At 63.7% G+C, this 24,509-nt stretch carries 31 protein-coding genes and 2 tRNA genes; 15 read left to right on the plus strand and 18 right to left on the minus strand.

Annotation, left to right across the window (positions count from 1 at the left end):
* Nucleotides 1-32: 32 nt before the first annotated feature.
* Entirely contained in the window at nucleotides 33-800 is a 768-nt protein-coding gene (locus tag ACUXST_RS01930; protein WP_458388263.1) for a Crp/Fnr family transcriptional regulator, read from the minus strand.
* Nucleotides 801-1,054: 254 nt separating this feature from the next.
* On the opposite strand from ACUXST_RS01930, the gene ACUXST_RS01935 reads away from it, so the two are divergent.
* Together ACUXST_RS01935 and ACUXST_RS01940 are read left to right on the plus strand one after the other, a co-directional pair.
* Nucleotides 1,055-1,303 (plus strand): DUF6894 family protein, encoded by a 249-nt coding sequence (locus ACUXST_RS01935; protein ID WP_458388264.1) that lies wholly within the window; start codon nucleotides 1,055-1,057, stop codon nucleotides 1,301-1,303.
* 77 nt (nucleotides 1,304-1,380) lie between these two features.
* Nucleotides 1,381-1,617: a DUF6894 family protein gene (locus tag ACUXST_RS01940; RefSeq protein ID WP_458388265.1), complete on the plus strand. Its 237-nt coding sequence runs from the start codon at nucleotides 1,381-1,383 to the stop codon at nucleotides 1,615-1,617.
* A gap of 31 nt (nucleotides 1,618-1,648) precedes the next feature.
* Here the strand turns inward: ACUXST_RS01940 and ACUXST_RS01945 are convergent, their stop codons facing one another.
* Entirely contained in the window at nucleotides 1,649-2,380 is a 732-nt protein-coding gene (locus ACUXST_RS01945; RefSeq protein WP_458388266.1) for a Crp/Fnr family transcriptional regulator, read from the minus strand.
* A gap of 170 nt (nucleotides 2,381-2,550) precedes the next feature.
* Between ACUXST_RS01945 and ACUXST_RS01950 the strand changes: the two genes are divergently transcribed.
* On the plus strand, nucleotides 2,551-2,787 hold the full coding sequence (locus ACUXST_RS01950) for a DUF6894 family protein (RefSeq protein WP_458388267.1): 237 nt from the start codon (nucleotides 2,551-2,553) through the stop codon (nucleotides 2,785-2,787).
* 10 nt (nucleotides 2,788-2,797) lie between these two features.
* Here ACUXST_RS01950 and ACUXST_RS01955 read toward each other — a convergent pair whose 3' ends face one another.
* Both ACUXST_RS01955 and parE read right to left on the minus strand, forming a co-directional pair.
* Nucleotides 2,798-3,004, minus strand: coding sequence for a hypothetical protein (locus ACUXST_RS01955; RefSeq protein ID WP_458388268.1), 207 nt, complete (start codon nucleotides 3,002-3,004; stop codon nucleotides 2,798-2,800).
* An 85-nt stretch (nucleotides 3,005-3,089) separates the two neighbouring features.
* The gene (gene parE, locus ACUXST_RS01960) at nucleotides 3,090-5,084 is read right to left on the minus strand and encodes a DNA topoisomerase IV subunit B (RefSeq protein ID WP_458388269.1); all 1,995 of its coding nucleotides are present in this window, start codon (nucleotides 5,082-5,084) and stop codon (nucleotides 3,090-3,092) included.
* A 192-nt stretch (nucleotides 5,085-5,276) separates the two neighbouring features.
* Here parE and ACUXST_RS01965 point away from each other — a divergent pair, with 192 nt between their 5' ends.
* Complete coding sequence (locus tag ACUXST_RS01965) at nucleotides 5,277-5,789, plus strand: Hsp20 family protein (RefSeq protein ID WP_458388270.1); 513 nt, start codon at nucleotides 5,277-5,279, stop codon at nucleotides 5,787-5,789.
* Between the two features lie 88 nt (nucleotides 5,790-5,877).
* Here the strand turns inward: ACUXST_RS01965 and ACUXST_RS01970 are convergent, their stop codons facing one another.
* The 3 genes from ACUXST_RS01970 to ACUXST_RS01980 form a co-directional block, all read right to left on the minus strand.
* Complete coding sequence (locus ACUXST_RS01970; protein ID WP_458388271.1) at nucleotides 5,878-6,186, minus strand: hypothetical protein; 309 nt, start codon at nucleotides 6,184-6,186, stop codon at nucleotides 5,878-5,880.
* A gap of 135 nt (nucleotides 6,187-6,321) precedes the next feature.
* Nucleotides 6,322-6,398: transfer RNA gene (locus ACUXST_RS01975), tRNA-Arg, on the minus strand.
* Nucleotides 6,399-6,422: 24 nt separating this feature from the next.
* Nucleotides 6,423-7,079: a GcrA family cell cycle regulator gene (locus tag ACUXST_RS01980; RefSeq protein ID WP_458388272.1), complete on the minus strand. Its 657-nt coding sequence runs from the start codon at nucleotides 7,077-7,079 to the stop codon at nucleotides 6,423-6,425.
* 71 nt (nucleotides 7,080-7,150) lie between these two features.
* On the opposite strand from ACUXST_RS01980, the gene ACUXST_RS01985 reads away from it, so the two are divergent.
* The 5 genes from ACUXST_RS01985 to ACUXST_RS02005 all read left to right on the plus strand — a co-directional run bounded on the left by ACUXST_RS01985 (nucleotide 7,151) and on the right by ACUXST_RS02005 (nucleotide 11,100).
* A complete protein-coding gene (locus tag ACUXST_RS01985; protein WP_458388273.1) occupies nucleotides 7,151-8,017 on the plus strand; it encodes an ABC transporter permease in 867 nt (288 codons plus the stop codon).
* Between the two features lie 122 nt (nucleotides 8,018-8,139).
* Nucleotides 8,140-8,535 carry a hypothetical protein gene (locus ACUXST_RS01990; protein ID WP_458388274.1) on the plus strand — a complete coding sequence of 132 codons (396 nt, stop codon included), beginning with the start codon at nucleotides 8,140-8,142 and terminating at the stop codon, nucleotides 8,533-8,535.
* A gap of 163 nt (nucleotides 8,536-8,698) precedes the next feature.
* On the plus strand, nucleotides 8,699-9,889 hold the full coding sequence (locus ACUXST_RS01995) for an acetylornithine transaminase (protein ID WP_458388275.1): 1,191 nt from the start codon (nucleotides 8,699-8,701) through the stop codon (nucleotides 9,887-9,889).
* Nucleotides 9,890-9,932: 43 nt separating this feature from the next.
* Nucleotides 9,933-10,517 (plus strand): YdeI/OmpD-associated family protein, encoded by a 585-nt coding sequence (locus ACUXST_RS02000; protein WP_458388276.1) that lies wholly within the window; start codon nucleotides 9,933-9,935, stop codon nucleotides 10,515-10,517.
* A 106-nt stretch (nucleotides 10,518-10,623) separates the two neighbouring features.
* A complete protein-coding gene (locus ACUXST_RS02005; RefSeq protein WP_458388277.1) occupies nucleotides 10,624-11,100 on the plus strand; it encodes a TlpA family protein disulfide reductase in 477 nt (158 codons plus the stop codon).
* Here the strand turns inward: ACUXST_RS02005 and ACUXST_RS02010 are convergent.
* The gene (locus ACUXST_RS02010) at nucleotides 11,097-12,065 is read right to left on the minus strand and encodes a hypothetical protein (RefSeq protein ID WP_458388278.1); all 969 of its coding nucleotides are present in this window, start codon (nucleotides 12,063-12,065) and stop codon (nucleotides 11,097-11,099) included. The genes ACUXST_RS02005 and ACUXST_RS02010 overlap by 4 nt on opposite strands.
* 60 nt (nucleotides 12,066-12,125) lie before the next feature.
* Nucleotides 12,126-12,497: a DUF2946 family protein gene (locus ACUXST_RS02015; RefSeq protein ID WP_458388279.1), complete on the minus strand. Its 372-nt coding sequence runs from the start codon at nucleotides 12,495-12,497 to the stop codon at nucleotides 12,126-12,128.
* Nucleotides 12,498-12,685: 188 nt separating this feature from the next.
* On the opposite strand from ACUXST_RS02015, the gene hslO reads away from it, so the two are divergent.
* Nucleotides 12,686-13,588: an Hsp33 family molecular chaperone HslO gene (gene hslO / locus ACUXST_RS02020; protein ID WP_458388280.1), complete on the plus strand. Its 903-nt coding sequence runs from the start codon at nucleotides 12,686-12,688 to the stop codon at nucleotides 13,586-13,588.
* 40 nt (nucleotides 13,589-13,628) lie between these two features.
* Nucleotides 13,629-14,021 carry a hypothetical protein gene (locus tag ACUXST_RS02025; RefSeq protein ID WP_458388281.1) on the plus strand — a complete coding sequence of 131 codons (393 nt, stop codon included), beginning with the start codon at nucleotides 13,629-13,631 and terminating at the stop codon, nucleotides 14,019-14,021.
* On the opposite strand, the gene ACUXST_RS02030 is transcribed toward ACUXST_RS02025, so the two are convergent.
* The 8 genes from ACUXST_RS02030 to ACUXST_RS02065 all read right to left on the minus strand — a co-directional run bounded on the left by ACUXST_RS02030 (nucleotide 14,018) and on the right by ACUXST_RS02065 (nucleotide 19,464).
* On the minus strand, nucleotides 14,018-14,686 hold the full coding sequence (locus ACUXST_RS02030; protein WP_458388282.1) for a glutathione S-transferase family protein: 669 nt from the start codon (nucleotides 14,684-14,686) through the stop codon (nucleotides 14,018-14,020). The genes ACUXST_RS02025 and ACUXST_RS02030 overlap by 4 nt on opposite strands.
* Before the next feature lie 10 nt (nucleotides 14,687-14,696).
* Nucleotides 14,697-15,341, minus strand: a complete 645-nt coding sequence (yihA, locus tag ACUXST_RS02035; protein WP_458388283.1) for a ribosome biogenesis GTP-binding protein YihA/YsxC — start codon at nucleotides 15,339-15,341, stop codon at nucleotides 14,697-14,699.
* The gene (gene yidC, locus ACUXST_RS02040; RefSeq protein WP_458388284.1) at nucleotides 15,338-17,053 is read right to left on the minus strand and encodes a membrane protein insertase YidC; all 1,716 of its coding nucleotides are present in this window, start codon (nucleotides 17,051-17,053) and stop codon (nucleotides 15,338-15,340) included. Before yidC ends, yihA begins: the two co-directional genes overlap by 4 nt.
* 14 nt (nucleotides 17,054-17,067) lie before the next feature.
* Nucleotides 17,068-17,280, minus strand: a complete 213-nt coding sequence (gene yidD / locus ACUXST_RS02045; RefSeq protein ID WP_458388285.1) for a membrane protein insertion efficiency factor YidD — start codon at nucleotides 17,278-17,280, stop codon at nucleotides 17,068-17,070.
* Nucleotides 17,277-17,600 carry a ribonuclease P protein component gene (gene rnpA, locus ACUXST_RS02050; protein WP_458388991.1) on the minus strand — a complete coding sequence of 108 codons (324 nt, stop codon included), beginning with the start codon at nucleotides 17,598-17,600 and terminating at the stop codon, nucleotides 17,277-17,279. The genes yidD and rnpA overlap by 4 nt, the downstream gene beginning before the upstream one ends.
* A complete protein-coding gene (gene rpmH / locus ACUXST_RS02055; RefSeq protein WP_028970824.1) occupies nucleotides 17,600-17,734 on the minus strand; it encodes a 50S ribosomal protein L34 in 135 nt (44 codons plus the stop codon). The genes rnpA and rpmH overlap by 1 nt, the downstream gene beginning before the upstream one ends.
* Before the next feature lie 86 nt (nucleotides 17,735-17,820).
* On the minus strand, nucleotides 17,821-18,132 hold the full coding sequence (locus tag ACUXST_RS02060) for a hypothetical protein (RefSeq protein ID WP_458388286.1): 312 nt from the start codon (nucleotides 18,130-18,132) through the stop codon (nucleotides 17,821-17,823).
* A gap of 744 nt (nucleotides 18,133-18,876) precedes the next feature.
* On the minus strand, nucleotides 18,877-19,464 hold the full coding sequence (locus ACUXST_RS02065; RefSeq protein ID WP_458388287.1) for a hypothetical protein: 588 nt from the start codon (nucleotides 19,462-19,464) through the stop codon (nucleotides 18,877-18,879).
* Nucleotides 19,465-19,789: 325 nt separating this feature from the next.
* Between ACUXST_RS02065 and ACUXST_RS02070 the strand changes: the two genes are divergently transcribed.
* Genes ACUXST_RS02070 through ACUXST_RS02080 form a run of 3 tightly spaced genes read left to right on the plus strand, consistent with a single transcriptional unit; the run spans nucleotide 19,790 to nucleotide 21,676 of the window.
* Nucleotides 19,790-20,605, plus strand: a complete 816-nt coding sequence (locus ACUXST_RS02070) for a YqaJ viral recombinase family protein (protein ID WP_458388288.1) — start codon at nucleotides 19,790-19,792, stop codon at nucleotides 20,603-20,605.
* The gene (locus ACUXST_RS02075; RefSeq protein WP_458388289.1) at nucleotides 20,605-21,342 is read left to right on the plus strand and encodes an ERF family protein; all 738 of its coding nucleotides are present in this window, start codon (nucleotides 20,605-20,607) and stop codon (nucleotides 21,340-21,342) included. The genes ACUXST_RS02070 and ACUXST_RS02075 overlap by 1 nt, the downstream gene beginning before the upstream one ends.
* Nucleotides 21,335-21,676 (plus strand): DUF968 domain-containing protein, encoded by a 342-nt coding sequence (locus ACUXST_RS02080; RefSeq protein WP_458388290.1) that lies wholly within the window; start codon nucleotides 21,335-21,337, stop codon nucleotides 21,674-21,676. Before ACUXST_RS02075 ends, ACUXST_RS02080 begins: the two co-directional genes overlap by 8 nt.
* Before the next feature lie 827 nt (nucleotides 21,677-22,503).
* Here ACUXST_RS02080 and ACUXST_RS02085 read toward each other — a convergent pair.
* A complete protein-coding gene (locus tag ACUXST_RS02085) occupies nucleotides 22,504-24,273 on the minus strand; it encodes a thiamine pyrophosphate-requiring protein (RefSeq protein ID WP_458388291.1) in 1,770 nt (589 codons plus the stop codon).
* A gap of 118 nt (nucleotides 24,274-24,391) precedes the next feature.
* Between ACUXST_RS02085 and ACUXST_RS02090 the strand changes: the two genes are divergently transcribed.
* Nucleotides 24,392-24,476 (plus strand) — tRNA-Leu (locus ACUXST_RS02090).
* Nucleotides 24,477-24,509: the final 33 nt, after the last annotated feature.

Below are 24,509 nucleotides of genomic sequence, written 5' to 3' on the forward strand. Positions count from 1 at the left end.
TAAATGCGTTCGCTTTGCGGCCTTGGCCTAAATCAACGCAGCGCGGGCTCGTGGTCCTGGAGGTGCAGGTAGGAACTGTTGAAGTCGCCGGTCTCGGCCAGCTTGCGCCAGTCGCCGATCGTGATCGAGCGCGGGTGGATGCGTTCGATGAGGCCGTCCGCTTCAAGACCCTTGATGGTGCGGTTGACGTGAACCGCCGTCAGGCCGGTCGCATCGGCGAGCTGCTCCTGCGTCATCGGCATGTCGTAGTTGGTGTGTTCGCCGAGGCCGGCGACCTTGAGCCGCAGCGAGAATTCGCACAGCACGTGAGCGATGCGCGTCCGTGCGTCCCGACGGCCGACGTTGGCGATCCACTCGCGGAAGATCGAACCGTCGACGAGCGTGTCGTGCCACATGGCGCGGCCGACCGCGGGACGTTGCTCGATCAGCCGATTGATGGCTTCCTTGGGGATCATTGCCACCTTGCCGGTGGTCAGCATCTGGACGCTGTGATCGGCGGTTCCAAGGAGCGAGTTCTGCAGGTCGACGAGTTCCCCGCGCATGTGGATGGAGACGATCTGCCTGGCACCGCCGGCGACGATCTTGTGGCGGACCGCGAAGCCGGAAAGCATCAGGCACGAATGGGACGGCCGGTCGAATTCGCGAACGATGTAGTGGTTCGCCTCCATCGTCTTGATCGAGTGGGGCAGCGCGAGGATCCCGGCGCGGTCCTCGGCGTCGAGGTGGTGCCAGTATTCGAGTTTGACGACGAGCGGCTCCAGAGCGTTCGGGCGCGCAGGCGGCGGCGGATGGTTGTCCAAGTTAAGCTCCCAGCGCGAAATCGGGGCGGGAGCAAAAGTCACTCTCAGTCGCCGTGGCCCGGTATATCCGTCCGGCGATGGCCTCACCTTAACAGAGGTATGTTGCGCTGTCGTCAGCTTGGGAAATAAATCTTCGACTTACATAGATTTAGCGATTTCGCCATGATACAGGTTAGCCATCGTCGATAACGCTTTTCGGCTTCGACGGCTGAGAGACCGCGTGCGCTCCCGCCCTACCCGGAGCGAGCGTCTCGATGACCCGATATTTCATGCATTTGCGCGACAGTACCGACGAACTCCTGGATCCGGACGGGCAGGAGTTTCCCGACATGGAAACATTGCGCACGCACGTGATGATCACTGCCCGGGACCTGATCGCCGGGGACGTCCGCAACGGCGTCATCGACTTCCGCTATCGCATCGATGCGCAAAGGGAGGATGGCGAAATCGTTTATTCGCTGCCGCTGAAGCACGCGGTGAACATCATCCCCGAGCCGCAATAGCGTCCCGCCGTGGCGCAGACACCGTTGCGGAGGTGCAAGGTGTGCAACTTGTCTCCCTCACCTGCCGTTTAACAGCCGTGCCCCTCTACTACTTTCATCTGTTCAACGACGAGACGATCCTCGACAAGGAGGGCGTCCATCTTCCGAACGCCGCGGTCGCCCTGCAGAAGGCGGCGTACATGGCGCGCGAGATGGCGGCCGAAAGCGTACGGGAGGGCCGCCTGGTACTCGCGCACCGCATCGAGGTGACCGACGAGATCAATGACGACATTGGCACCGTCCACTTCAGGGACGTGGTGGTCGTCCGCGAGTAGCCTCGTCCGCGAGTAGCCTCGGCGCGAACGCTCAGGCGGCGGCGTGCAGGTAGGCCGGGTCGAAGTCGCCGATCGTGCAGAGCAGCGGCCAATCGATGATCCGGAACTGCTTACCTGTGCGGTCGATTGCGCCGGCTTCGTCGAGCGCCCGCAACGTGCGGTTGACGTGGACGGTGGTGAGGCCGGTCGCGTCGGCGATCTGCTCCTGAGTCATTGGCAGGCGGAAACCGTCGGCCGTGCCGAGCCCCGCGGCCTCGCAGCGGGCGACGAATTCGCACAGCATGTGAGCGATCCGCGACCGCGCGTCGCGGCGGCCGACGTTGAGCACCCATTCGCGGAAAATCGACGCGTCGATCAGCGAGTCGCGCCACAGGGCGCGGCCGACGTTGGGCCGTTCCCAGGCGAGGCGCACCAGCTCCGGCTTCGGGATCCAGGCAACGCTTGCTTCCGTGATCGCCTGGACGCTGTGGTCGGCGCGGGCGAGCAGCAGGTGCTGGACGTCGAGCAGGTCGCCGCGAAGATGGAATGAGACGATCTGCCGCGAGCCGGTGACCGCTTCCTTGTAGCGGCAGGCGAAGCCGGTCACGAGCAGGCAGCATTGCTCCGGCTCTTCACCCTCGTTCACGAGATGGCGCCAGCGTGGCACCGACTCCACCCGGAGGGTCAGCCCCGACAGGCGGGCCCGGTCCTCCGCGTCGAGGTGGCTGATACGCGCCAGCTTGGTGGTCAGCCAGTTGATTGGAGGAATTTCTCGAGTGCTCATTAGTCCCGCCTGATGAACCTATCTTTTCCACATCATGCGTCTGTAGCCAGCAACATAAATCAAGGTTTGCGGTTCCCAGAAGCGACACGGCAAAAGGTCTGTGTGTGGATTCACTGATCGAGGTTAGGAGGGCGGAACCATCGGCTCGCGAATGGCGCTTGAGTGGCGCCGTGCGGTTCTATTTCCACCTCATCTGCGACATCGATGTTCCAGACGAGGAAGGGTTCGAACTGCCGGACCTCGAGGCGGCGCGCGAGACCGCTCGCGAGCAGGCGCGCGGGCTGATCGGCGAACTCATGAAGACCGACGGGCGAATCGTCCTCAGCCACCGGGTCGATATCGAGGACCTAAGCGGCGCGGTGCTCGACACCATCTACTTCCGCGATGTCGTCAGCATCGAGAGCTAAGCGGCAGCACTCAGGAAGCCGCCGGGGGCTCGGACGTCCAGGGGTTTGCTGCTTCATCGAGTGGCGCCGTGCCGGGCCCTTCCAGCAAGCGGAGCTGCGTTGCGTAAAGCTCGACCAGCTCGAGGTGGATTTCCTGCGCGAGAGCGCTGCTCGCCGCCTTGGCCGCGCGCTGCTCCTGCTCGATCCGTCTCCGGTAATAGCCGCGATCGTCGATCACCAGTTCGCCCCTTAAGTGATTCAAATCACTGGGACTATCAGGCCGCCGCGTCTCTCACCTGGATTAGCCTGAAGTTAATTCGCGGTCAGGCGTCGATCTCTTCTTCATCGATCGCCGAGGCGCGCGACTGGATGAACTCGAACCGGTGCTCGGGATTGCGGCCCATCAGGCGCTCGACCAGATCTTTCACCGGCTGGCGGTCCTCGTAGGCGGCGGGCAGGGTGACGCGGAGCATGGACCGGGTCGCCGGGTCCATGGTGGTCTCCTTGAGCTGGTTCGGGTTCATCTCGCCGAGGCCCTTGAAGCGGCTTACCTCGACCTTCTTGCCCTTGAACTCCGCGGCTTCGAGCTCGGCGCGGTGAGCGTCGTCGCGGGCGTAGAGGGTCTTGGCGCCTGCCGTGAGCCGGTAGAGCGGCGGCTGGGCGAGGAACAGGTGCCCGCGCCGGACCAGCTCGGGCATTTCCTGGAAGAAGAAGGTCATCAGCAGCGTGGCAATGTGGGCGCCGTCGACATCGGCATCCGTCATGATGATCACGCGCTCATAGCGGAGCGCGTCCTCGCTCCACTTGTCGCGGATGCCGCAGCCGAGCGCGAGCTGGAGATCGGCGATTTCGCTGTTGGCGCGGATTTTCTCGGCGGTCGCCGAAGCAACGTTGAGGATCTTGCCGCGGATCGGAAGGATGGCCTGCGTCTTGCGGTTGCGCGCTTGCTTGGCGGAGCCGCCGGCGCTGTCGCCCTCGACGATGAAGATCTCGGTACCGTTGGCGTCGTCGTTCGCGCAGTCGGTGAGCTTGCCGGGCAGGCGCAGCTTGCGGGCGGAGGTGGCGGTCTTGCGCTGAACCTCTCGCTCGGCGCGGCGCTTGAGGCGCTCCTCCATCCGCTCGACAATGTTGCCGAGCAACGCGCGGCCCCGGTCCATATTGTCGGCCAGGTAATGGTCGAAGTGATCGCGGACGGCTGCCTCGACGAAGCGGGCCGCTTCGAGGCTCGTGAGGCGGTCCTTGGTCTGGCTCTGGAAGTGCGGGTTGCGGATAAAGACGCTGAGCATCAGCTCGACGCCGTTCATCACGTCGTCGGCGGTGATGTCCTTGGCGCGCTTGTTGCCGACCAGATCGCCGAAAGCGCGAATGCCTTTGGTGAGCGCCGCGCGAAGGCCCGCCTCGTGGGTGCCGCCGTCCGGCGTCGGGATGGTATTGCAGTAGTAGCTTTCGGAGCCGTCGCTGTAGAGCGGCCAGCCGACCGCCCACTCGGCGCTGCCCTGCGGCTGGCCAGAGGGATCGGGCGGGAAGTCCTGGCGGCCCGTAAAGGGCTGGTTCGTGACGGTCGGCCGGTCGCCGATCTGCTCCGCGAGGTGGTCGGCGAGGCCGCCCGGGAACTGGAACACCGCGGTCTCGGGAACGTCCGCCGTGGCAAGCGACGGATCGCAGCGCCAGCGAATCTCGACGCCGGCGAAGAGATAGGCCTTCGAGCGGGCGAGCTTGTAGAGGCGCTCGGGCTTGAAGGCGGCGTCGGCGCCGAAAATCTCCGGGTCCGGGGTGAAGCAGACGCTGGTCCCGCGGCGGTTGGGCGCGGCGCCCACTTCCTCGAGCTTCGAGGTCGCGTGGCCCCTTGCGAAGGCCTGGCGGTAGAGCTTCTTGTCGCGCGCGACTTCGATGACGGTCTCGGTCGAGAGCGCGTTGACGACGCTGACGCCGACGCCGTGGAGGCCGCCCGACGTGCTGTACGCCTTGCCCTCGAACTTACCGCCCGAGTGCAGCGTCGTCATGATCACCTCGAGCGCCGACTTGCCAGGGTACTTCGGGTGCGGGTCGACCGGGATGCCCCGGCCGTTGTCGACGACTGTCAGCCTGTTCCCTTTGTCGAGCACGACCTCGATCCGGTTGGCGTGCCCGGCAACGGCCTCGTCCATCGAGTTGTCGATGACTTCGGCGGCGAGGTGGTGAAGCGCTCGGTCGTCGGTGCCGCCGATATACATGCCCGGGCGGCGACGGACCGGCTCGAGCCCTTCGAGGACCTCAATTGAAGAGGCGTCGTAGCTGTCGGGCGTTGAAGTTGCGGCGGAGGTGAAGAGGTCGGACATTCGCTGGCGGGTATAGGACCCGGCTTTCAGCAGTGCCAAGCGCGCGGCGACAGGTTTTCCACAGGTCTTGAAAAGCGCGAAGGCGAATCCAAATCAGCGCCTGCCGGGCGCCATGACGGGTCCGGCGACGGGGCGAAGCCGCCCGCACGCGCGCCTCCGCTCCGCCAGTCGCTCAAAATGGAGGACATCAACATGCGTAGTGCTTTCGACTTTTCGCCATTCCGGCGTTCCACGGTCGGCTTCGACCGCCTGTTCGACATGCTCGAGAACAGCTCGTTCGGGCAGACCCAGGAAAATTATCCGCCCTTCGACCTCATCAAGAAGGGCGAGAACGACTATTGCATCCAGCTTGCGGTGGCTGGGTTCAAGCCTGAAGAAATCGACATCACCGCCCAGCAGAATGTCCTGATCGTCTCCGGGCGAAAGGCTGACGAGAGCGAGAGCAAGGACGGCGACTTCATCTATCGCGGGATCGCCAACCGTTCGTTCGAGCGGCGCTTCGCGCTTGCCGACCACATCCAGGTGCGCGGCGCCGACCTCAAGGACGGCATGCTGGCGATCGACCTCGTTCGCGAGATCCCCGAGGCGATGAAGCCGCGCAAGATCAGCGTCGGCGGATCGCAGCAGAACGAGCGCTCCGCGATCGGCGGCGGCGACCAGTCTGCCTCGAAGCAGACGGTCGATGCGGAAGCCGAGCACGCCTAAGCTCACCGGCTGACGCTTGAATGAGGAGCCCCGGAGCGCTGCTCCGGGGCTTTTCTTTGGCGTACGAGATGATGGCACGCGCGTGCCGCTACAGCCGGCGCTTGAACCAGTCGCTGTCGAGCACTTCCAGCCGGTGGTCGGTGATGTACCACTGGCCGTCGCCCCGCTGCTCGCAGGTGAAGGCACGGTTGAGGAAGCTCCGGACTTCGCCCTCGCTCGAAAAGAGCTGCGGGAACTGGTCGATCAGGAAGTCGTCGTCGTTGCTGAGCGACGCGCGCTCGGCTTCGCACGCACCACGCGACGGGAACGGATCGTCCAGGTGCAATACGTGATTGGCAAGCGCGGGCGTTCCGCAAAGCAGCGCCCCGGTAGCGATCGAGATGAGCAGTTTACGCATCGAACTCTCCTTTGGTCAGGTGACGCCGCAGAGAGCGGGGCCAACGCCGCACGTGGTGCGCGGCGTCGCGTTCGACGGGAATGATGATTGCCTGAGGATTCGCCGATGATTGTCTGATGGACCGTCGGCAACTTCTGGCCCGCTCCGAGGGGCTCGAACCCCCAACCTTCGGGTTCGAAGCCCGACGCTCTATCCAGTTGAGCTAGGAGCGGGCGAAATCGGCCGGCCCGGAACGTCTAGCGGACGCGCGGTCCGCCAAACGGCAGCGGCGGCGGCGGCCTGCGGTCGCGGCGCGGAAGCTGCGCCTGATAGGCAACTCCGCAATGCTGCACGCAATAAGGGAAGCCCGGGTTCGCCTGCTGACCGCAAAAGTGGAAGTCCGGCTCGCCCGGATGACCCATCGGCCACTTGCAGATGCGGTCGTTGAGGTCGAGCAGGCTCGTTTTGTCGGCGACTTCGGGGCTCGGCTTGGCCGGTACCAGGCGCCGCGGCGGTGCCGGCGGGATGGGCGCCTGCTGCTCGCCAGGACCCTGGCGGATGAAGCCGCCGGGACCAATTGACCGATACTGGATTTCTCCGGTCGTGCGCTGCGGCGTGGTTGCAGCGGGTGCACCGGCCGGCGCCGGACTTGCGGCGCGCGGGGCAGGGTCGGCGCGCGGCGCTTTTGGAGCCGGCGCCGGCGGCGCTGCGGCTGGAGCAGCTTCGGCAACCGGCTTGTCCTTCTCGTCGCCCGGCTTCACCGGCGAGGGACGCTGCTCCAGTCCGAGGCGGTGCGCCTTGCCGATCACCGCATTGCGGCTGACTCCACCAAGTTCGTCCGCGATCTGGCTTGCGGTCGCGCCGTTGGCCCACATCTTCTTGAGCTGGTCGATCCGCTCATCAGTCCATGACATCGTAGAATTCGCTCCAGTTTGCGCGGCGGGCCGCTTGCGGGACGGTGCCGCAGCCGATAGTCGGCCCGACGGTGAACGACCAGCCCCACAGGACCGAGGCGACGAGCCGATCATCGGCTCAAGCTGCACCTTGGATCCAGCGTCCACCCGGCGAGCCGTTGCTCACGGGCGTAAACTGGGGAGGCCTCAGGACCCTTTATATCAAGGAGGTCAGGCGGTTCTTCAAGGTGCAGATGCAAACCGTGTGGGCACCGGCAATCACCACCTTGCTGTATCTTGCCATCTTCACTGTCGCGCTGGGCCGGGCCGGGCGCACGGTGCTCGGCGTACCGTTCGCCGACTTCATCGCGCCGGGCCTTATCGTCATGGCGATGATCCAGAACGCCTTCGCCAACGCGAGCTTCTCGCTTCTGGTCGGCAAGATCCAGGGCAACATCGTCGATTACCTGATGCCGCCCTTGTCCACGGGCGAGCTGATCTCCGCGCTTGTCGGCGCCGCAGTCACGCGGGCCTTCCTGGTCGGGTTCGCAGTCTGGCTCGTCATGCTGCTTTGGCCGGGCGTCTCGGTCGACGTCCGCCACCCGGCGCTGGTGCTGTGGTTCGGTTTGATGGGCTCGCTGCTGCTTGCCTTTTTGGGCCTGCTGACGTCGATCTGGGCGGACAAGTTCGACCACGCTGCGGCCGTCACCAACTTCGTCGTCACGCCCTTGGCTCTGCTCAGCGGCACCTTCTATTCGGTGCGGCAGCTCGCCCCGACGTTCCGCGCGATCAGCCACGCCAATCCGTTCTTCTACGTGATCTCGGGCTTCCGCGCCGGCTTCCTCGGCGCCAGCGATTCGCCGCTGCTAATCGGCGGCATATCGCTGCTGGTCATCAACATCGCACTCTGGGCGCTATGCTATGCGCTGCTGAAAGCTGGGTGGAAGATCAAGAACTAAACATTCCAGTGGCTTAATGAATTAACCTAATTGAACGGGCGATAACGGTCGCGTTCAGCATCACCTCAAGCGTTCTCGACCATAAGGAGCACATCAACTTGCTCACCAAAGGAGAAGTCGTGATGCGTAAACTGCTTATTTCTCTTGCTGCTGCCGGTACTGCACTCGCGTTCGCGACTCCTGCCGCAGCGCAGTTCTACGGCGGCGCCCAGGCCTACCCGGTGCAGTGGCACCGCGGCTACAACGGCGGCTATCGCAACGTCGAGCGCTGGGATCGCCAGATCGACCAGATGTATCGACAGATGGACCAGCTGGCGCGTTCGGGCCGACTGACCCGTGCGGAAGCGATCGACCTTCGCCGTGACCTGCGCAACGTCCAGATCGCGGCTCGTCGCAGCGGCCGCGGCGGCGTCGCCCCGTGGGAGGCCCAGCAGATCGAGCAGCGCATCCAGCGCGTTCGCTACGAGATCCGCCGCTACTCCGACTACGATCGCGGCAACCGTCGCTGGCGCCGCTAATAAGCACTAGCAGTGCTGCAAGGGAGGCGCTCCGGAGCAATCCGGGGCGCCTTTCCTTTGGCCGAAGCGCGGCCGTTTTGCCCTTTGTTGCCCGTCTGGCTATAGGCGCTCGGGCGGCCTCGTGCCGCCTCGCACCATCGCCATTTGCAGGAGCCAAGCACCCATGGCCATCACGCCGCTCATGCCCGTTTACCCGCGCTCGCCGGTCCGTCCGGTTCGCGGCGAGGGGGTCTATCTCTATGGCGAAGAGGGCGAGCGGTACCTGGATTTCGCGGCCGGCATTGCGGTCAACCTGCTTGGCCACGGCCATCCGCACCTGACGCAAGCCATCCAGAAGCAGGCGGCGACGCTGATCCACGTGTCGAACCTGTACGGCAGTCCGCAAGGCGAGGCGTTCGCCCAGCGTCTGGTCGACCTGACGTTCGCCGACACGGTGTTTTTCACCAATTCGGGCGCCGAGGCCGTGGAGTGCGCGATCAAGACCGCGCGACGCTACCATTATGCCAAGGGCAACCCGCACAAGCACAACCTCATCACCTTCTCGAACGCATTCCACGGACGGACGATGGCGACGATCAGCGCCACCGATCAGGCCAAGCTTCGCGACGGATTCGCGCCGCTGCTGACGGGCTTCACCGTCGTCGATTTCGACGACCTCGACGGGGCGCTTGCAGCGATCGACGAGAATACTGCCGGTTTCCTGGTCGAGCCGATCCAGGGCGAGGGCGGCATTCGGCCCGCCAGCCACCAATTCCTGGCAGGGCTCCGCGCCGCCTGCGACGAGCGCGACCTGATGCTGATCTTCGACGAGGTCCAGTGCGGCGTCGCGCGCACCGGTCATCTCTATGCCTACGAGCATTACGGGGTCGAGCCGGACATCATGGCCTCGGCCAAGGGCATTGGGGGCGGCTTTCCGATGGGCGCGTGCCTGGCGACCGAGAAGGCCGCTGCGGGCATGGTGATCGGCACCCACGGCTCCACCTACGGCGGCAACCCGCTGGCGATGGCGGCGGGGCAGGCGGTGTTCGACGTTGTTGCCACTGACGAATTCCTCGCCGAGGTCCGCACCAAGGGCGAGCGCCTGCGCTCGGCGCTGGAGCAGATGATCCCCAACCACGACCATTTGTTCGAGAGCGTTCGCGGCGTCGGGCTGATGCTCGGCATCAAGATGAAGACGGATAGCCGGGCCTTCGTGACTTACTTGCGGACCAAGGGCCTGCTGACCGTCGCAGCCGGCGACAATGTAGTGCGCGTCCTGCCGCCGTTGAACATCACGGAAGACCATATCCGCGAGTTCATCGAGACGCTCTCGGCTGCAGCCGCGGAATATGAGGTTCCGGCCGCCGCGGCCTGAGTGGATCGCCCCAGCGAATTGCTGTCGTTTGTCCAGCTTGAGAATGGTTGAGCAGCTCAACGGTCTGCCGATCCTGACTTTTCGCGATGCGAGGAGTTTGGAACAGTGGCTGGATCAGCAGGAAGCTGACTCGGCAGGAGCCTGGATCAAGTTCGCAAAGAAGGCGGCTGGCACGGCCACTGTCAGCAAGGCTGAGGCGATCGACGCAGCACTTTGTTACGGCTGGATCGACGGTCAGCTCAACAAGTACGACGAGGCGCATTGGCTGATCCGCTTCACACCGCGGAAGGCTCGGAGCAGATGGTCGCTTGTCAACAAGACGCGAGCGACCGAGCTGATCGCCGAAGGGCGTATGCGAGGACCGGGACTGGCTCAGATCGAGGCCGCCAAGGCCGACGGGCGATGGGAATCCGCCTATGCACCTGCAAGTTCAGCCGAGGTCCCGTCCGACCTCCAGCAGGCGCTGGACAGCAATCCGGCTGCTGCCCAGTTCTTCGCGACGCTGAAGGGCGCAAACCGCTACGCGGTGCTCTACCGTATCGGCGCAGTTAAGCGACCCGAGACTCGCGGCAGGAAAATCGCCGAGTTCGTCGCGATGCTCGAGCGGGGCGAGACCATTCACGGTTAGATCGTCCGGCGCGGTTCGAAGGATGACTGGTGTCCGCAAGGGCTGGCAAGCCGGCGAACGGAAAGCGACAGGTGACAGTTCATCCGAACCAGTTCAGAGGCCCGCGATGCGAATCGTCGAATGGATTGCTGCTGTCCCACTGATGGTGGCGAGTGCCGCGATCACCACAGCCGCTCCATTTGAATCCGTCCGCACGCTCGACGGCAATATCGTCGACACTGCCGGCCACGTGACCATCATCAACTACTGGGCGACCTGGTGCGCGCCATGCCGCGTCGAAATGCCGACGCTCGACGCCTATTACCGCCAGCACCACGGCCAGGGATTGCAGATGGTCGCGATCTCCATCGACGAGACCGCCTCGCCGGCTAAGCTGCGCAACGTCACCGGCCGCTACAGCTTTCCAGTTGCGCGGATCGGCGCCGTCCGCATGCCCCGTCGTGACATCCCGAAGGCGGTTCCAGTGACTCGCGTCTACGACCGCAGCGGCCGCCTGGTGTTTCAGAGCAAAGCGGACGGCCGCTCGACCATCGACGCGGCCACCCTGGACCGCGTCGTCACGCCGCTGCTTGCCGGCCGCTAGAGGTGGAAGAGCAGCCCCGCCGATAATTTGACCTTCGGCATGAGCTGGTACCCGTTCACGCGATTGTAGAGGGGCAGCTCGGCAAAGCCGAAAGCCACAATCTTGCTGCTAACCTTGGCTGACAGCCCCGGCGCTATGTTGACCTGCTCGCCACCGCTGTTTGGCCGGTCGGAGGCTGGGCCGCTGTCGCGCCACGTCTTGCGGTAGCTCAGCTGCAGCTGGGGTGTGACGTTGCGCCAGTGGGTGACGTTCAACGCGGCCGATGCCTGCAGGAAGCTGCCGGGCTTGTAGCCGGCGCGATGATTCAGCGCCGTCTGTCCGGTCACCTGGGCGAAGTATCCCAGTTCCGGTGCGAGCGGGCCCAGGTGATAGACGCCAAGCACGGACTGCACGGTCCCGGTGCCCGGCTGCAGGCCGCGGTCGACCTCCTCGCCTCTCTCGGGACCGGACCGGAAAGTCTGGCGGAACTTGCCTGTCGGCAGCACTAACCCTGCCTCGATGCCCGTCACTGTTCCCGGCGTCGACAGTCCCTGCCATCGTGTCACTACGCGCAGGTCGCCGATGCCCCTGGTTCGCGAATAGCTCGGCTCGGTCGTGTCCTCTGCATAGGTGGAGTGCGGCCGCACCAGGATCGGCAGCTGCACGTCCACTCCCCAGTCGTTCGCGAACTGGTGGTCGACGGTCGCGGTCAGAACGTGATTGTAGGTGTAGCGCTCGATTTCGTGGTCAGAGGGGAGCGCTCCCGCATCGAAACGAACATTGTGTGTGCCCGAACGAAGCTGCGTCTGCGGAATGTAGTCATAGCGCAGCGACAGCGTAGTGCCGGGTTGCGCAGCAAGGCCCTGGCTGAGCCAGTCGGCGGTCAATGTACAGCCGCAGCTTGCGCATGCGAGCGCCGGTGAAGCGAGAAAGATCGGCGACATAGCGGCGGCAACAGCCGCGGCGCGGAGAGCATTCCTGTTCATTGAATTTCCAATCCCGTTTGTCCGCGGCGAGCGGGCCTGAGCTGAAGCGATGATGTCGGTTCAGGCGCGGATTGGGGGCCCCCTTACAGGCGGTCGGCTCGCGCGTTCCCCACGGTCAATCAGAAGCAGCGCACCGGCGACGAACAGGACAAGCGCAAACTCGGCAGCGGGCAGCGAGAATGCGGCGAGCGGGCCGAGCGCGCCATACGTGGAAACCGAAGCGTATGGGCATGACTGATGCAGGCTCTTGTGGCCGCCGTGACTTTGCATCGGCGCCGTCGCGCCGGATCCGGCATCCGGGCATGCGACGATCGTGATCGCGCCCTTATCGAACGCCGGCATGAAGCCTGCCGGCGCAAGCGAGCGGATCGCCAGGAGCATTGCAAACAATGCCGCCCAAACCAGACGCTTCGGACACGACCAGGTCGTCACGTGGGCCATTGCCTGCCTCTAGTAGTGGCGAGTGCCTCTGTCAGCCCCTACGGAATGTCTGCAACGGGTCGGGCGCGGATATGCCGTCCATGCCTGGCCGAGGAGGCGCACGGCGCCGAGCTGAGCGGACTGGCCCATCGACGCCGCCAAGGGCTTTCAATAGCGGTCTCAGCACCTATCTTTCCCGGATGCCTACAGATCAGCTCAACACGGACGTCGTGCTCGGCGTCGCGATTCCGTCGCGGAATGCGCGCGGCCGTATCGCGCGGCTGGGGCCCGTGATCGACGCCATTCTCGCCAGCCACCGTTATCCCCCGGTGATCGAGAAGCTGCTTGCCGAAGCGGTGACCATGACCGCGCTGCTTGGGTCGCTGCTCAAGGAGCCGGAGGGGCAGCTTACCGTACAGGCCCAGACCGAAGGCGGTGTCGTCGATCTCCTCGTCTGTGACTACCTCGGCGGCGCGCTGCGCGGCTACGTGCGGCACGATCCGGAGCGGGTTGCCGGCCTGTCGAGCTCGCCGACGCTGCAGGAGATCTTCGGCAAGGGCTATCTGGCGATCACCTTCGACCAGCCGCTGGCCAAGGAGCGCTACCAGGGGATTGTCCCGCTCGAAGGGAAGGGCCTTGCCGACGCGGCACAGAGCTATTTCAGCCAGTCCGAGCAGATCCCCAGCCTCGTGCGGCTCGCCGCCGAGAAGCGTGACGGGCATTGGTGGACCGGCGGCCTGCTGCTTCAGCATCTGCCCGAAGGTGAAGAGGGCCGCGAGCGGCTCCACACGCGGCTCGATCACCCCGACTGGCCGCACGTCGCGATCCTTGGCGGGTCGGTGAAACCCGACGAGCTGACAGATCCGTCACTGCCGCTCGACGACCTCATCTGGCGCCTGTTCCACGAGGAAGAGGAAGTCCGGACGCTGGGCTCGCGCGATCTCGCCAAGGGCTGCCGCTGCGATCCCGAATATGTCCGCTCGGTGATTGCCCGCTTCCCGGCCGAGGAGCGGCAGGAGATGGTCGGCGACGACGGCCTGATCCGCGTCGACTGCGCCTTTTGCTCCTCGAGCTTCCCGATCGCTCCGGACGAGGTCGCCTGAAATCTTCTCGGAAGGGTCGCTTGGTGGTAAGTAGGATGCCATGATCCGGCTGGGGCTAGCCTTCATTGCAGGCGCAACCGCGCTGTTCGGGCCGACCGAGCTGCCGCGCCCGGCGGCTCTGTCACAGGCGAGCGCGGGCGTCTGGGAGCTGCGGCGGCTGCCCGACGGCAAGCCGCTGCGCCAGTGTATCGCGGACATCACCACGCTGGCTCAGGTGGAGCACCGGCATCAGTCCTGTTCGCGCAAGGTCGTCAGCAGCGACGGCACCACGACGGTGCTTGGCTACACCTGTGGGGGCGGCGGTTTCGGCCAGAGCAAGCTGACGCTGGTCACGCCCCGCTCGCTGAACATCGAGACGCAGGGCATCTCGGGCGGCCTGCCGTTCAGTTACGTCGTGCATGCCCGCCGCGTCGGGCCCTGCGCGGCCCCCTAGGCGGCCTTGTCGGCCTCATACTGGTCGATCACCCACGGCTCGTCCTGGGCCTTGTCGATCCATTCCGCCACGTGCGGGTGCGATAGAACTGCCTTCATGTAGACGCCGGCGAAGTTCGGCACCTGGACTCCGTAGGTCACGAAGCGGGTGACGACCGGCGCGTACATCATGTCCGCCGCGCACCAACTGCCGAACAAGAAGTCGCCGGTTCCGCCAAAACGCGCGCGCGCTTGCGCCCAAAGCTGCAGGATTCGATCGATTTCCTCGCGAACACCGTCGGTAAGCGCTTTCGCGGCGTAGCTTTTGCGCACGTTCATCGGCAGCTCGCGGCGCAGATTTGCGAAGCTCGAGTGCATCTCCGCCGACATCGACCGCGCCACTGCGCGAGCCGAGGTCTCCTCCGGCCAGTACCGCTCCCTTCCGACGCGGTCGGCCAGGAATTCGATGATCGCCAGACTGTCCCAGACGACGCATTCGCCGTCCCACAAGATGGGTACCTTGCCGAGCGATGGGGCGAACTCGTCACCCTCCCGGCGCTTCTCCCACTTGTCGTCGAACATCGGGACCACGAGCTCCTCGAACTCCTCACCCGATTGCTTGGCCGCAAGCCAGCCGCGCATCGACCAGCTGGAATAGGCGCGGTTGCCGATGATCAGCTTGAACACGTCAGGCTCCCTAGGAGGTTGCGGCTTCGAGGATTGCCGTTCTCAACTCTGCGATGCCGCTACCCGTTTCGCTCGACGTGGTGAAGATGTCGGGATGCGCGGCCGGATGCTTGCGTGCTTCGGCCGCGGTACCCTCGAGAGTATCGGTCAGGGCAGCCGCCTTCACCTTGTCCCCCTTGGTGAGCACCAGGTGATAGCTGACCGCCGCCTTGTCGAGCATCTCCATGATCTCGCGGTCGACGTCTTTGAGGCCGTGGCGCGAGTCGACCAGAACCAAGGCTCGCTTCAGCACCGGGCGGCCGCGGAGGTAATCGTTTACAAGGAAGCGCCAGCGCTGGACCATGTCCTTCGGCGCCTCTGCGAAACCGTAGCCGGGCATGTCGACCAGACGGATCTGGATCGGCTCGCCGACGTCGAAGATGTTCAGTTCCTGCGTGCGGCCGGGCGTGTTCGACGTCCTCGCAAGCGCCTTGCGGTTGGTGAGCGCGTTCAGAAGCGAACTCTTGCCGACGTTGGACCGGCCGGCGAACGCGATCTCCGGCACGTCGGGGTCGGGCAGAAACCTGAGCTCGGGGGCCGACTTCAGGAACGTGATCGGGCCGGCGAAAAGCTTGCGCGCGCGCTCCGTCAGCTCGTCGTCGCTCGCTTCGCTCATGTCTTGACCGGGTGCGTGTCGCTGAGGTGCAGGTCGAAGCGCCGGTACAGCCACCATTGTTGCAGTAGAGTCAGCAGGTTGTTGGTGACGTAGTAGAGCTGCAGCCCGGCTGCGAACGGCGCGAAGATGAAGATCATGAACCACGGCATCAGCGCGAAAATCTGCTGCTGCGCCGGATCCACGGCCTGCGGGCTGAGCTTCATTGCGAGCCATTGGGTGAAGCCGACAAGGATCGGCAGGACACCAATCGCGAGGAGATGCGGCGGGGTGAAGTGTAGTAGCCCAAACAGGTTCACGGGTGTCAGGGGGTCCGGAGCCGAGAGATCCTTGATCCACAGCGCGAACGGCTGGTGGCGCATCTCGACCGAGACCAGAAGCACCTTGTAGAGGGCGTAGAAGATCGGAATCTGGATGACGATCGGCAGGCACCCGGCAGCCGGATTGATCTTTTCCGTCTGATACAGCTTCAGTGTTTCCTGCTGCTGCCGCTGCTTGTCGTCCTTGTACTTCTCCTGGATCGCCTTGAGCTTCGGCTGCACCTTCCGCATCGCCGCCATCGACTGGAACTGCTTCTGCGCGACCGGGAACATGATCGCCCGGACGATCAGCGTCAGGCAGATGATCGCCACTCCGAAATTGCCGACGGTGTGGAACAGGAAGATCAGCAGGCTGAAGATCGGGCGCATGAACCATTCGAACCAGCCCCAGTCGATCGACTTGGAGAGCTTGGGGATGCCCGCGCCCTCGTACCGATCGAGCCAGGCTTTCTCCTTCGCGCCGGCGAACAGGCGTGTCTGCGTGGTCAGCGCCTGGCCCGGAGCAACGACGGTCGGCGGGAGAGCGTAATCCGCCTGGTATCCGCCCGAGGGAGAATGACGGAAGTCGGCAGCCATCGCCGCGTTCCCTGCCGGAGCAAGGGCGGTCAGCCAGTATTTGTCGGTGAAGCCGAGCCAGCCGCTCACGCCTGAGAAACTGCGGCCGCCGCTTCCGGCCTTGTCGAGGTCCTTCCAGTCGATGTCGTAGGACGCTTTCCCGTTGAACAGGCTGATCGGGCCGACGTGATTGGTCCAGCTCGACGGGTCCGCCGACTGTTCCGAGCGGCTGACGAGGCCGATCTGCCGGACCGTAACCGGCTTGCCGGAGCCATTCATCGCGCTCTGCTGGACGGTGAACAGGTAGCCGTCATCTACGGCGATTCGCATCTGGTACCGGACGCCGTCGGGACTCTGCGTCGTCAAGGTCACCGGATGGCCGGGCGTCAGCGTCTGACTGTCCGCTGTCCATGCGGTGTTGAGGTCCGGCGCTGCAGTGCCCTGGGCTGCCCAGCCGAAGGACGCGATGTAGGCGCCCGGCGCGCCTAGCGGCGACAGGAGGCGCACGGGCGGGGAGTTCTTCGCGATGGTCTGCCGCTGACGGACCATCACAAGATCGTCGATCTGAGCGCCCTTGAGGTTGATCGAGCCCTGAAGCGACGGCGTGTTGATCCGCACCCGCGGCCCGGCGGCGAGCACTGCGGCCCGGCTCTGCTTTGCCTGTGGTGTCGTCAGGGTCGGGCTCGCCTGGGGCTGCGGGACCGGCTGCTGCCTGCCGTTGACGATCTTGGTGCTGGGCGGGTTGGCGACCGGGAAAAACCGGTTCGTCGCCCACGTCCAGCCGAGCAGAACGAGTGCGCTCAGCACCACCGCCAGGATCAGGTTCTTGCTGTCGTTCACTTCTGGTCAGTTCCTCACGGTACCGGATCGGGGCCCTGGCCGCCCCACGGATTGCAACGAAGGATGCGCTTGAGGGCGAGCCAGCCGCCCCGAGCGGCGCCATAGCGCTGGATTGCCGTAATCGCATAGGCGGAGCAGCTGGGCCGGTACCGGCAGCTTGGCGGAAGGACCTGCGAAGGCCCCTTTTGCCAGCCCCTGGCGATGAGGATCATCAGGCGAGCGATCATTTGCGCAGTCCGTCCAAGGCGCTTGCAAGGTCCGCCCGCATAGCGGCGAAGTCTCTTTCGATGCCCTTGGCGCGCCCGATCATCACATGATCGGCGCCTGGAAGACCATTGGCTGGCAGGATCTCGCGAGCGAGGGCGCGGAAGCGGCGCTTCATGCGGTTGCGGACGACTGCGCCGCCGATCTTCTTGGTCACGGTGAAGCCGACGCGGATCGCCGGATCGGCGTCCTCGCGATCCCGTACGAGCAGGATGAAGCCGGGCGTCGACGCACGCCGGCCGCGGTTGGCGGCCAGGAAGTCAGCCCGTTTACGGAGCGTGATTAGGCGCTGAGCTTCTTGCGCCCGCGCCCGCGGCGGGCGTTCAGGACCTTGCGGCCGCCGACGGTCGCCATGCGGGAGCGGAAGCCGTGCCGACGCTTGCGGACGAGGTTGCTCGGCTGGAAAGTGCGCTTCATCGCTCATGCCTTAAAATCAAAGAAAAAGGGCCGCCGTAAGGGGCAGCCGCTGTCGGGTGGGCCGATACTGAAGCCCTGCCGTGAAGTCAATTCCCTGCAGCGCCTTCATGTCCGTCGCGAAGCGCTTCGCGGCGCTTGGCCGAGCGGCGGCGCAGTGCCCAGTCCGTCCAGCGTCCCGCCTTCGGCTGCCAGCGCTTGAAGCGGACGTAGCGACGTTTCGCCCACATGCTGGTCTTCAGTACCAGCGCCAGGCCGAGGCCAGCTACGAGGACTCCGCCCGGGCCGGGTATCGCGCCGACCAGCGGCGAGATCGCAAGGAGCAGGACTCCGATTACGAACAGCGTCCATTCGACCACGGGATGGTCGATGAAGCGGCGCCACTGATCCCTGGTAAGCATGGCCGGCGATGTGGTGGGGGACGGTTGTTCGCGCAAGCGGCTTGCGGCTGCAGACAACGGCCGTCTGGCCCGTACTTCCCCTATCATTTAGGAGGTAATGCTATGAGACCCTGGAAACTATAAAAAAGGGAGGCTCAGTGATAGAGCGGTCTGAGGGCGTTCCTCGCCATCGAGAGGCCTACCCAAGGTTCAACGTGGTCCAGGCCAAAGCGGCGCTGGAGCGTTTCGATGGCGACACGGTGTGTGTCTTCTCGCAAAGTGGCAGGACGATTGGTCATCTGATCGTCTCTGATGTTGATATCGAAACAAACGTTTTACAAATTGCATCGTTCGTTACGAGCCCGCACCTAAACGGGACGACCGCCCTTGAGACGCTATCGATGAAGATGGCGCCGAGCGGAGTAGACGCTGGGAGAAGATCAGTCATTTGCCCCCAATGTAGCCGATCAACTTTCAATCTATACTATAATAACAAATGGAAATGCGCAATTTGTCACAAGCTGGCCTACAGAAGTCAGCTGATTACGAAAGACACTCAACTGATGGAACGTCGCGACGCGCTTAAGGCGATGGTGGGACGCGGGCGTCCCATGCACATGCGCAACACGGTTTTCCAGCAACTGAGAATCGAATTGCGTCACGCCAACCTACGGTTGGGACGGCGTTTTCACCAGGCGAACGAAGTTCATTCGATCATAGCTACTGATGAGTGGGTGCGGGCTGGCGATGTCAGCGATCTGTGGATCAGAGGCTATGCTGTGTCGGCTGGCCGGGTGGTACAGACCTCCTTCGCTTGGTGATGCCAGCATTCGGCGAGGACCAAGGCCCGACGATCACCAGTCCAGAATCTGCGATCGCTGCTTCATTCGGCAGTTCCATGTGGGCGGCATATCTCTCGATAACATCATCATGGTGCGCGTGCTCGGCTGCAAAGGTCTGAATTGTCGCGACGTTCCACTCCTCCATGCTCTCAAAGGCCTCTGGCTGCGGCACCGGCAGGCTGAGCGAAAGCGCTTCGACCAGCATGGTCATAAGGAACTTAGAAAGCACTGATTTTCCTGATCCGCTTATACCTGCTGCTTGCGCGATAGCCGCTGCATGAAACGCCTTTGGCGGCTTCAACGAGTTCCAAAGGTGACCCACCGCCTCGAACAATGCCGGTTCACCCCAGCGGGTGAACTCGGCGAGGAACTGCTTGCGACCATCAGGGATGTGCAACGGGAAACAAGTGAGAGGTGTCTTCGGTGATTCCAACTCCGCCCAGCGCTCATAAACCTTCATCTGCAGAAGACTGAACGTAGACCAGTCCATCGTGAGATCGATCACTTCCATTCGTTCTCTGCCCTTCTGTCATGATTTTTTTTGAGTGAATGACGCAAAATGGACGCAATTTTGCGGCACATGATTGGGAAGTAGGTGAGCAGCATGTACAAGACAAACTCTGGAGATGCAAAGTTGTTTTACTCTGATGTTATGCTTCGAGCTTCCGTATACCGTGGAGTATACGAGGACATTGACCACTACCTGCAAAACAACACTGTTAAAAGTCGTCGAACATGGAAGGAGCTCTGCAGGATTCGTGGAGAAGCCATAAGAAAAGAACGTCTTTACAGTCTTGTTGGTGAATGGGCCTTAGCGCTCATCCGGAGGTAGCTCGATGAACTGGCCCACCCTCCCTGACCTGCAAATGCCGCCGGCTCGACGCGTCGAGAGCCAGTCTTACCTCGGCGGAAGTGACGCAAACATCGTCTTCTCAGGCAACCGCGACAAGATAAGCCGCCTGTGGCTGGAGAAGCGCGGCGAAGTGGAGCCTGAGGACCTCAGCAGCTCGCTGGCAGTGCTGCTCGGCTCGTGGACCGAGGCGTTCAACCGGCAGTGGTTCGAAAAGCTGACCGGTGAAAGTGTGGCCCGCATCGGCGATGTCCAGGTATGCACTGAGCACTCTTGGCGGCGATGCACGCTCGACGGATTCATCGACGCGCGTCGCTGCGTCTGGGAAGCTAAGCACACCAACCCGTTCTGCAAACCTGAAGAGGTGCTGGAGCGGTACATGCCGCAGCTCCAGCATAATATGGCTGTACTCGGGGTGGAGCGGGCTATTCTGTCAGTAATTTTTGGCAATCATCGCTACGAGACCTTCGAGGTAGCGGCGGACTGGGTGTACCAGCAGGAACTCCTGGAAGCTGAGACTGCATTTTGGGATTGCGTGATCTCGGGTTCGCGGCCGGTACCCGCGGCGGTTGCGCCTGCACCGCGACCGATCGCCACACGTGAGGTCTGTCTCGACCGCAACAACGCGTGGGCGGCGGCGGCTGTCGACTGGCTGCAGTATCGACAAGCGGCCAAGGCCCATGCTGAGGCTACCAACCAGATCAAGGGCTTGGTCGAAGAGGATGTTCGTCGTGCCTTCGGGCACGGCGTTGAAGCTAAGCGCAGCAAGTCGGGTGCACTCACGATCCGGGAACTCGCCTGATGGCTGCGCCGAGCGTGTATGGTGCGATCACAGCGATCACGGGGGACTTTGCCCAGCTGGGCATTGCGAAGTCGCACCGGAACGAGATCGACCAGTATCTTTATCGTTCGATCGACGACGTGCTGAACCGCTTGTCGCCGCTGCTCGCCAAACACCGACTGTGCGTTCTTCCGCGCGTAATCGACCGAGTGGTCACCGACAGGGACGGGCCCGGCGAAGCGCTCTTGGTCAATGTCGCGCTCAGGGTCGTTTATGCCATTGTCAGTGCGGATGATGGTAGCAGCCATGAAGTTGAGTCTTTCGGTGAGGCACTGGACTCGGGAGATAAGGCCACAGCCAAGGCGATGTCTTCGGCCTACAAGATTGCGATGCTGCAGACCTTCTGCATCCCCGTGACCGATGTTGAAGAGCCAGACGCGCAGAGTCCCCGGATCTCTCGCCGCACCCATGGCCCGGAGCCCGTTCAGGGCTGGGATTCCTGGGTCACTGACATCGGCGAAATTGTCCGCATTTGCGAGAGCGAGGAAGCCATCAGCAGGGTCCAGCAGCGGCATCGAGCGCTACTTCAAGCGGTGAGCCGAGAGCGCGCCGATCTTTACGCAGCGCTCGGGGAGGTGTTTCGTACGAGGCGCGCAGAGCTCAAGCGACCAGACCCCCGGAACCGAACCAAGGACAAGCGCACGGCTCCCGCCGGTCGCAAGGGAATGAAGGGGGAAGAGGAGCTGGCTCGTGCATGACCTCTTTTTCCCGGCCCGGATACGCAAGGAGAAGCCGGCGCAGCTAGCCCGCAGCTGTCCCGCCCATCGCGCTTGGGTGCGGTCGCACCACTGCTCTGTCCCGAATTGTCGCAGGCAGCCAATCGAGTGTGCGCATGTGCGATCCGGAACTGACGGTGGTCTGGGCATCAAGCCGTCAGACAAATGGGTCATCAGCCTTTGCGCGTTCCACCATCGGCAGCAGCATAGGATCGGGGAGGCGGCCTTCGAGGCGCAGCACGGGGTCGATCTCAAGGCCCTTGCGTGCGAATTCGCCAGGCGGTCAAAGCATTGGGTGAAGCTCGGGCGGATGTAGTCGTGCAAGGCCCCTGAAGTTCTCCACAGGAAATTGCGCCTGACGCTTGACGGCAGGGTCGGCTTCGGTCACGATTTGTTCTGAAGGTACGGCCTACAATTCGGTGGTGCGAGCCAAGCGCACCTCTCGCTGAAGAGTTTTTCAGGAGGGAGGAGCACATGGCTTTTTTAACAACTGATTGTCCTCATTGCGGCGCAAGCAGCATGAAAATGTCCTCGTGTGGTGTAGCCGGGCGGGCTAGTCACAAGTATCTTTTCTTTCTGTGCCCCGCGTGCACCAAACCAGTTTCGGCAGAAGTAAGTCGAGACAAGTATTGGCCGGATTGTGCGGGCGATGTCCGTTCTCTGCATCAATCAGATCAGGGCATCAGATACGAGGGTTGGGCGGTCACACGGGTTTGGCCGAAGGCTACTTCAAAGCGATCGGAGTTCGCTGCTCCCGCTGGTACTCCCCCGGCCATCGGGATTTTGTTCGCACAAGCAGAACACGCGTTTGCACGACTTGATCACCAAATTGCGGCATTGGGCTATCGGCGCGTCCTTGAGGATTTGATGAGAGATCGCGCTCCCCTGTTCAAGGGAGCCCTCAAGCAATGGATTTTGGAACTTGTAACTCACGGCAATCTGCCGCCGTCTCTCAAGAAGTGGGCGTCCAGTCAGCAGGGCCTACGCGGGGAGCCGCAACCGCTTTCCCAAAAGGAGGTGGAAGAGCTCGCTGCGTTCACTCGCGTCATGCTTGAGTATTCGTACCTCTTGGAGGGGACGATCGCAGCGCTCGCGGCTGGATAGCAGAATGTTAGCCGCAGCAATTGAGAGCAGATGTTTGCCTCAGGTCCGATCGAAGACGGCATTCAGCACTTGGCGCGCCGTGTCCCCGATGACGTGGCCGGCGTCCTCGTCCTTGGCCATCGAGCTCATGAACTTGCGCGCTTCCTTGAACGTGATGTGCGGGGGCAGCGGTGCGATCTCGGGATCGGTCATCACTTCGAGGAGTACGGGCCGGTCGGCTGACAGTGCTTCGTCCCAGGCTGCGCCGAGATCTTCGGGGTTGTCGACGTAGATGCCCTTGAGGCCGACGAGCTCCGCGAACTTGGAGTAGCGCAGGTCGGGGATGTCCTGGCTCGCGTCATAGCGCGGGTTGCCGTTCATCACGCGCTGTTCCCAGGTGACCTCGTTCAGGTCCTGGTTGTTGAAAACGCAGGTGACGAGGCGCTTGTCAGGCCAGCGGTCACAATATTTCGCGATTGTGATGAGCTCGGCCATGTTGTTCATCTGCATCGCGCCATCGCCAACGAGAGCGACCACAGGCCGGTTCGGGTTCGCGAACTTGGCGCCGATCGCATAGGGCACCGCGGCTCCCATCGAGGCGAGACCTCCGGACAGCGAGGCCATTTGGCCGCGCTTCACGCGGTACTCGCGGGCGAACCAGTTGGCGCAGGAGCCGCTGTCGCTGGTGACGATCGCGTTGTCAGGCAGGCGCGGTGACATCTCCCAGACGACGCGCTGCGGATTGACGGGGTGAGCGGACGTCTTGGCGCGCGCTTCGAGCGTCTCCCACCAGTCGCTCATCCAGCCTTCGATGCGATCGCGCCAGGCGCGGCCCTGCTTGCGGCGGAGCAGGGGCAGAAGGGCGCCGAGCGTCTCGGCGGCGCTGCCGTGGAGGTTCACCTCGCAAGGATAGCGCAGCGAGAGCATCGCCGGATCGATGTCGATCTGGACGGCGCGAGCTGCTCCGTCCTTGGGCAGGAACTCCGACCAGGGAAAGCCGGTGCCGATCATCAGCAGGGTGTCGCATTCGTTCATCATGTCCGAGCTCGGACGGGTGCCGAGCAGGCCAATTGCGCCGGTCACGAAGGGGAGGTTGTCTGGAAGGACCGCCTTGCCGAGCAGCGCCTTGGCAACGCCTGCGCCGAGGGCCTCCGCCGTCGCGAGGACTTCGTCGACGGCGCCTGCTGCGCCGGCGCCGATCAGGATGGCTACCTTCTCGCCGGCGTTGAGGACCTCCGCAGCCTTCCGCAGGTCGGACTCGGCCGGCACGACCACGGGACGGGAGTAGCCGCTGCCGGAGCGGGTGAAGCCGTGGGCACGCTTGGGCTCCGCGTAGGCTTCTTCCTGGACGTCCTTCGGAATGATGATCACGGAAGGTGCGCGGCGAGCGGTCGCAAGCCGGATGGCGCGATCGGTGACATGACGGAGCTGAGCCGGCTTGCTGACCTCCTGCACGTAAGCAGCGACGTCGGCGAACACGCGGTCGAGGTTCAGCTCCTGCTGGTAGCTACCGCCGCGGACTGTCGCCTCGGCTTGGCCGCAGATGGCGAGCACCGGCATGTGGTCGAGGCCGGCGTCGTAGAGCCCTGTCAGGAGGTGGGTCGCGCCGGGCCCGCCGGTCGCCAGGCAGACGCCGAGTTCGCCCGTGAACTTGGCGTGAGCGACCGCCATGAACGCGCCCATCTCCTCGTGGCGCGGCTGGACGAAGTCGATGGTGCCGTCGCGCTGAATGGCACCGATCACGCCGTTGATGCCGTCGCCGGAGTAGCCGAAAATGCGCCGCACGCCCCAGGCCTTCAGGCGCTTAACGAAGAAGTCTGCCGTGTTCATGCTGCACCCGTTGTCAGGAGACGATGGCGGGCAAACGCGGGGCACGCACCGATGCTCCGTTAACTCTGGTCCTCGCGGAGGTTGCTCCCGCCGCGGGGCTCGGTTAGCTGGCCGGGAGGCCCCTGTGGCGGAATGGTAGACGCGCTCGACTCAAAATCGAGTTCCTAACCGGAGTGTCCGTTCGAGTCGGACCAGGGGCACCAATCTTCATTGTTGCGGCTGTTGACCTGACGCGG

It is taken from the genome of Sphingomonas sp. F9_3S_D5_B_2 (assembly GCF_054263715.1).

Excerpts from the sequence above, each read along its gene's own strand:
- ACUXST_RS01935 (WP_458388264.1), top strand. The coding sequence starts at position 1,055 with ATGACCCGATATTTCATGCATTTGCGCGACAGTACCGACGAACTCCTG.
- ACUXST_RS01945 (WP_458388266.1), bottom strand. The coding sequence starts at position 2,380 with ATGAGCACTCGAGAAATTCCTCCAATCAACTGGCTGACCACCAAGCTG.
- parE (WP_458388269.1), bottom strand. The coding sequence starts at position 5,084 with ATGTCCGACCTCTTCACCTCCGCCGCAACTTCAACGCCCGACAGCTAC.
- ACUXST_RS01965 (WP_458388270.1), top strand. The coding sequence starts at position 5,277 with ATGCGTAGTGCTTTCGACTTTTCGCCATTCCGGCGTTCCACGGTCGGC.
- ACUXST_RS01970 (WP_458388271.1), bottom strand. The coding sequence starts at position 6,186 with ATGCGTAAACTGCTCATCTCGATCGCTACCGGGGCGCTGCTTTGCGGA.
- ACUXST_RS01980 (WP_458388272.1), bottom strand. The coding sequence starts at position 7,079 with ATGTCATGGACTGATGAGCGGATCGACCAGCTCAAGAAGATGTGGGCC.
- ACUXST_RS01990 (WP_458388274.1), top strand. The coding sequence starts at position 8,140 with ATGCGTAAACTGCTTATTTCTCTTGCTGCTGCCGGTACTGCACTCGCG.
- ACUXST_RS01995 (WP_458388275.1), top strand. The coding sequence starts at position 8,699 with ATGGCCATCACGCCGCTCATGCCCGTTTACCCGCGCTCGCCGGTCCGT.
- ACUXST_RS02000 (WP_458388276.1), top strand. The coding sequence starts at position 9,933 with ATGGTTGAGCAGCTCAACGGTCTGCCGATCCTGACTTTTCGCGATGCG.
- ACUXST_RS02005 (WP_458388277.1), top strand. The coding sequence starts at position 10,624 with ATGCGAATCGTCGAATGGATTGCTGCTGTCCCACTGATGGTGGCGAGT.
- ACUXST_RS02010 (WP_458388278.1), bottom strand. The coding sequence starts at position 12,065 with ATGAACAGGAATGCTCTCCGCGCCGCGGCTGTTGCCGCCGCTATGTCG.
- hslO (WP_458388280.1), top strand. The coding sequence starts at position 12,686 with ATGCCTACAGATCAGCTCAACACGGACGTCGTGCTCGGCGTCGCGATT.
- ACUXST_RS02025 (WP_458388281.1), top strand. The coding sequence starts at position 13,629 with ATGATCCGGCTGGGGCTAGCCTTCATTGCAGGCGCAACCGCGCTGTTC.
- yihA (WP_458388283.1), bottom strand. The coding sequence starts at position 15,341 with ATGAGCGAAGCGAGCGACGACGAGCTGACGGAGCGCGCGCGCAAGCTT.
- yidD (WP_458388285.1), bottom strand. The coding sequence starts at position 17,280 with ATGATCGCTCGCCTGATGATCCTCATCGCCAGGGGCTGGCAAAAGGGG.
- rpmH (WP_028970824.1), bottom strand. The coding sequence starts at position 17,734 with ATGAAGCGCACTTTCCAGCCGAGCAACCTCGTCCGCAAGCGTCGGCAC.
- ACUXST_RS02060 (WP_458388286.1), bottom strand. The coding sequence starts at position 18,132 with ATGCTTACCAGGGATCAGTGGCGCCGCTTCATCGACCATCCCGTGGTC.
- ACUXST_RS02065 (WP_458388287.1), bottom strand. The coding sequence starts at position 19,464 with ATGGAAGTGATCGATCTCACGATGGACTGGTCTACGTTCAGTCTTCTG.
- ACUXST_RS02070 (WP_458388288.1), top strand. The coding sequence starts at position 19,790 with ATGAACTGGCCCACCCTCCCTGACCTGCAAATGCCGCCGGCTCGACGC.
- ACUXST_RS02075 (WP_458388289.1), top strand. The coding sequence starts at position 20,605 with ATGGCTGCGCCGAGCGTGTATGGTGCGATCACAGCGATCACGGGGGAC.
- ACUXST_RS02085 (WP_458388291.1), bottom strand. The coding sequence starts at position 24,273 with ATGAACACGGCAGACTTCTTCGTTAAGCGCCTGAAGGCCTGGGGCGTG.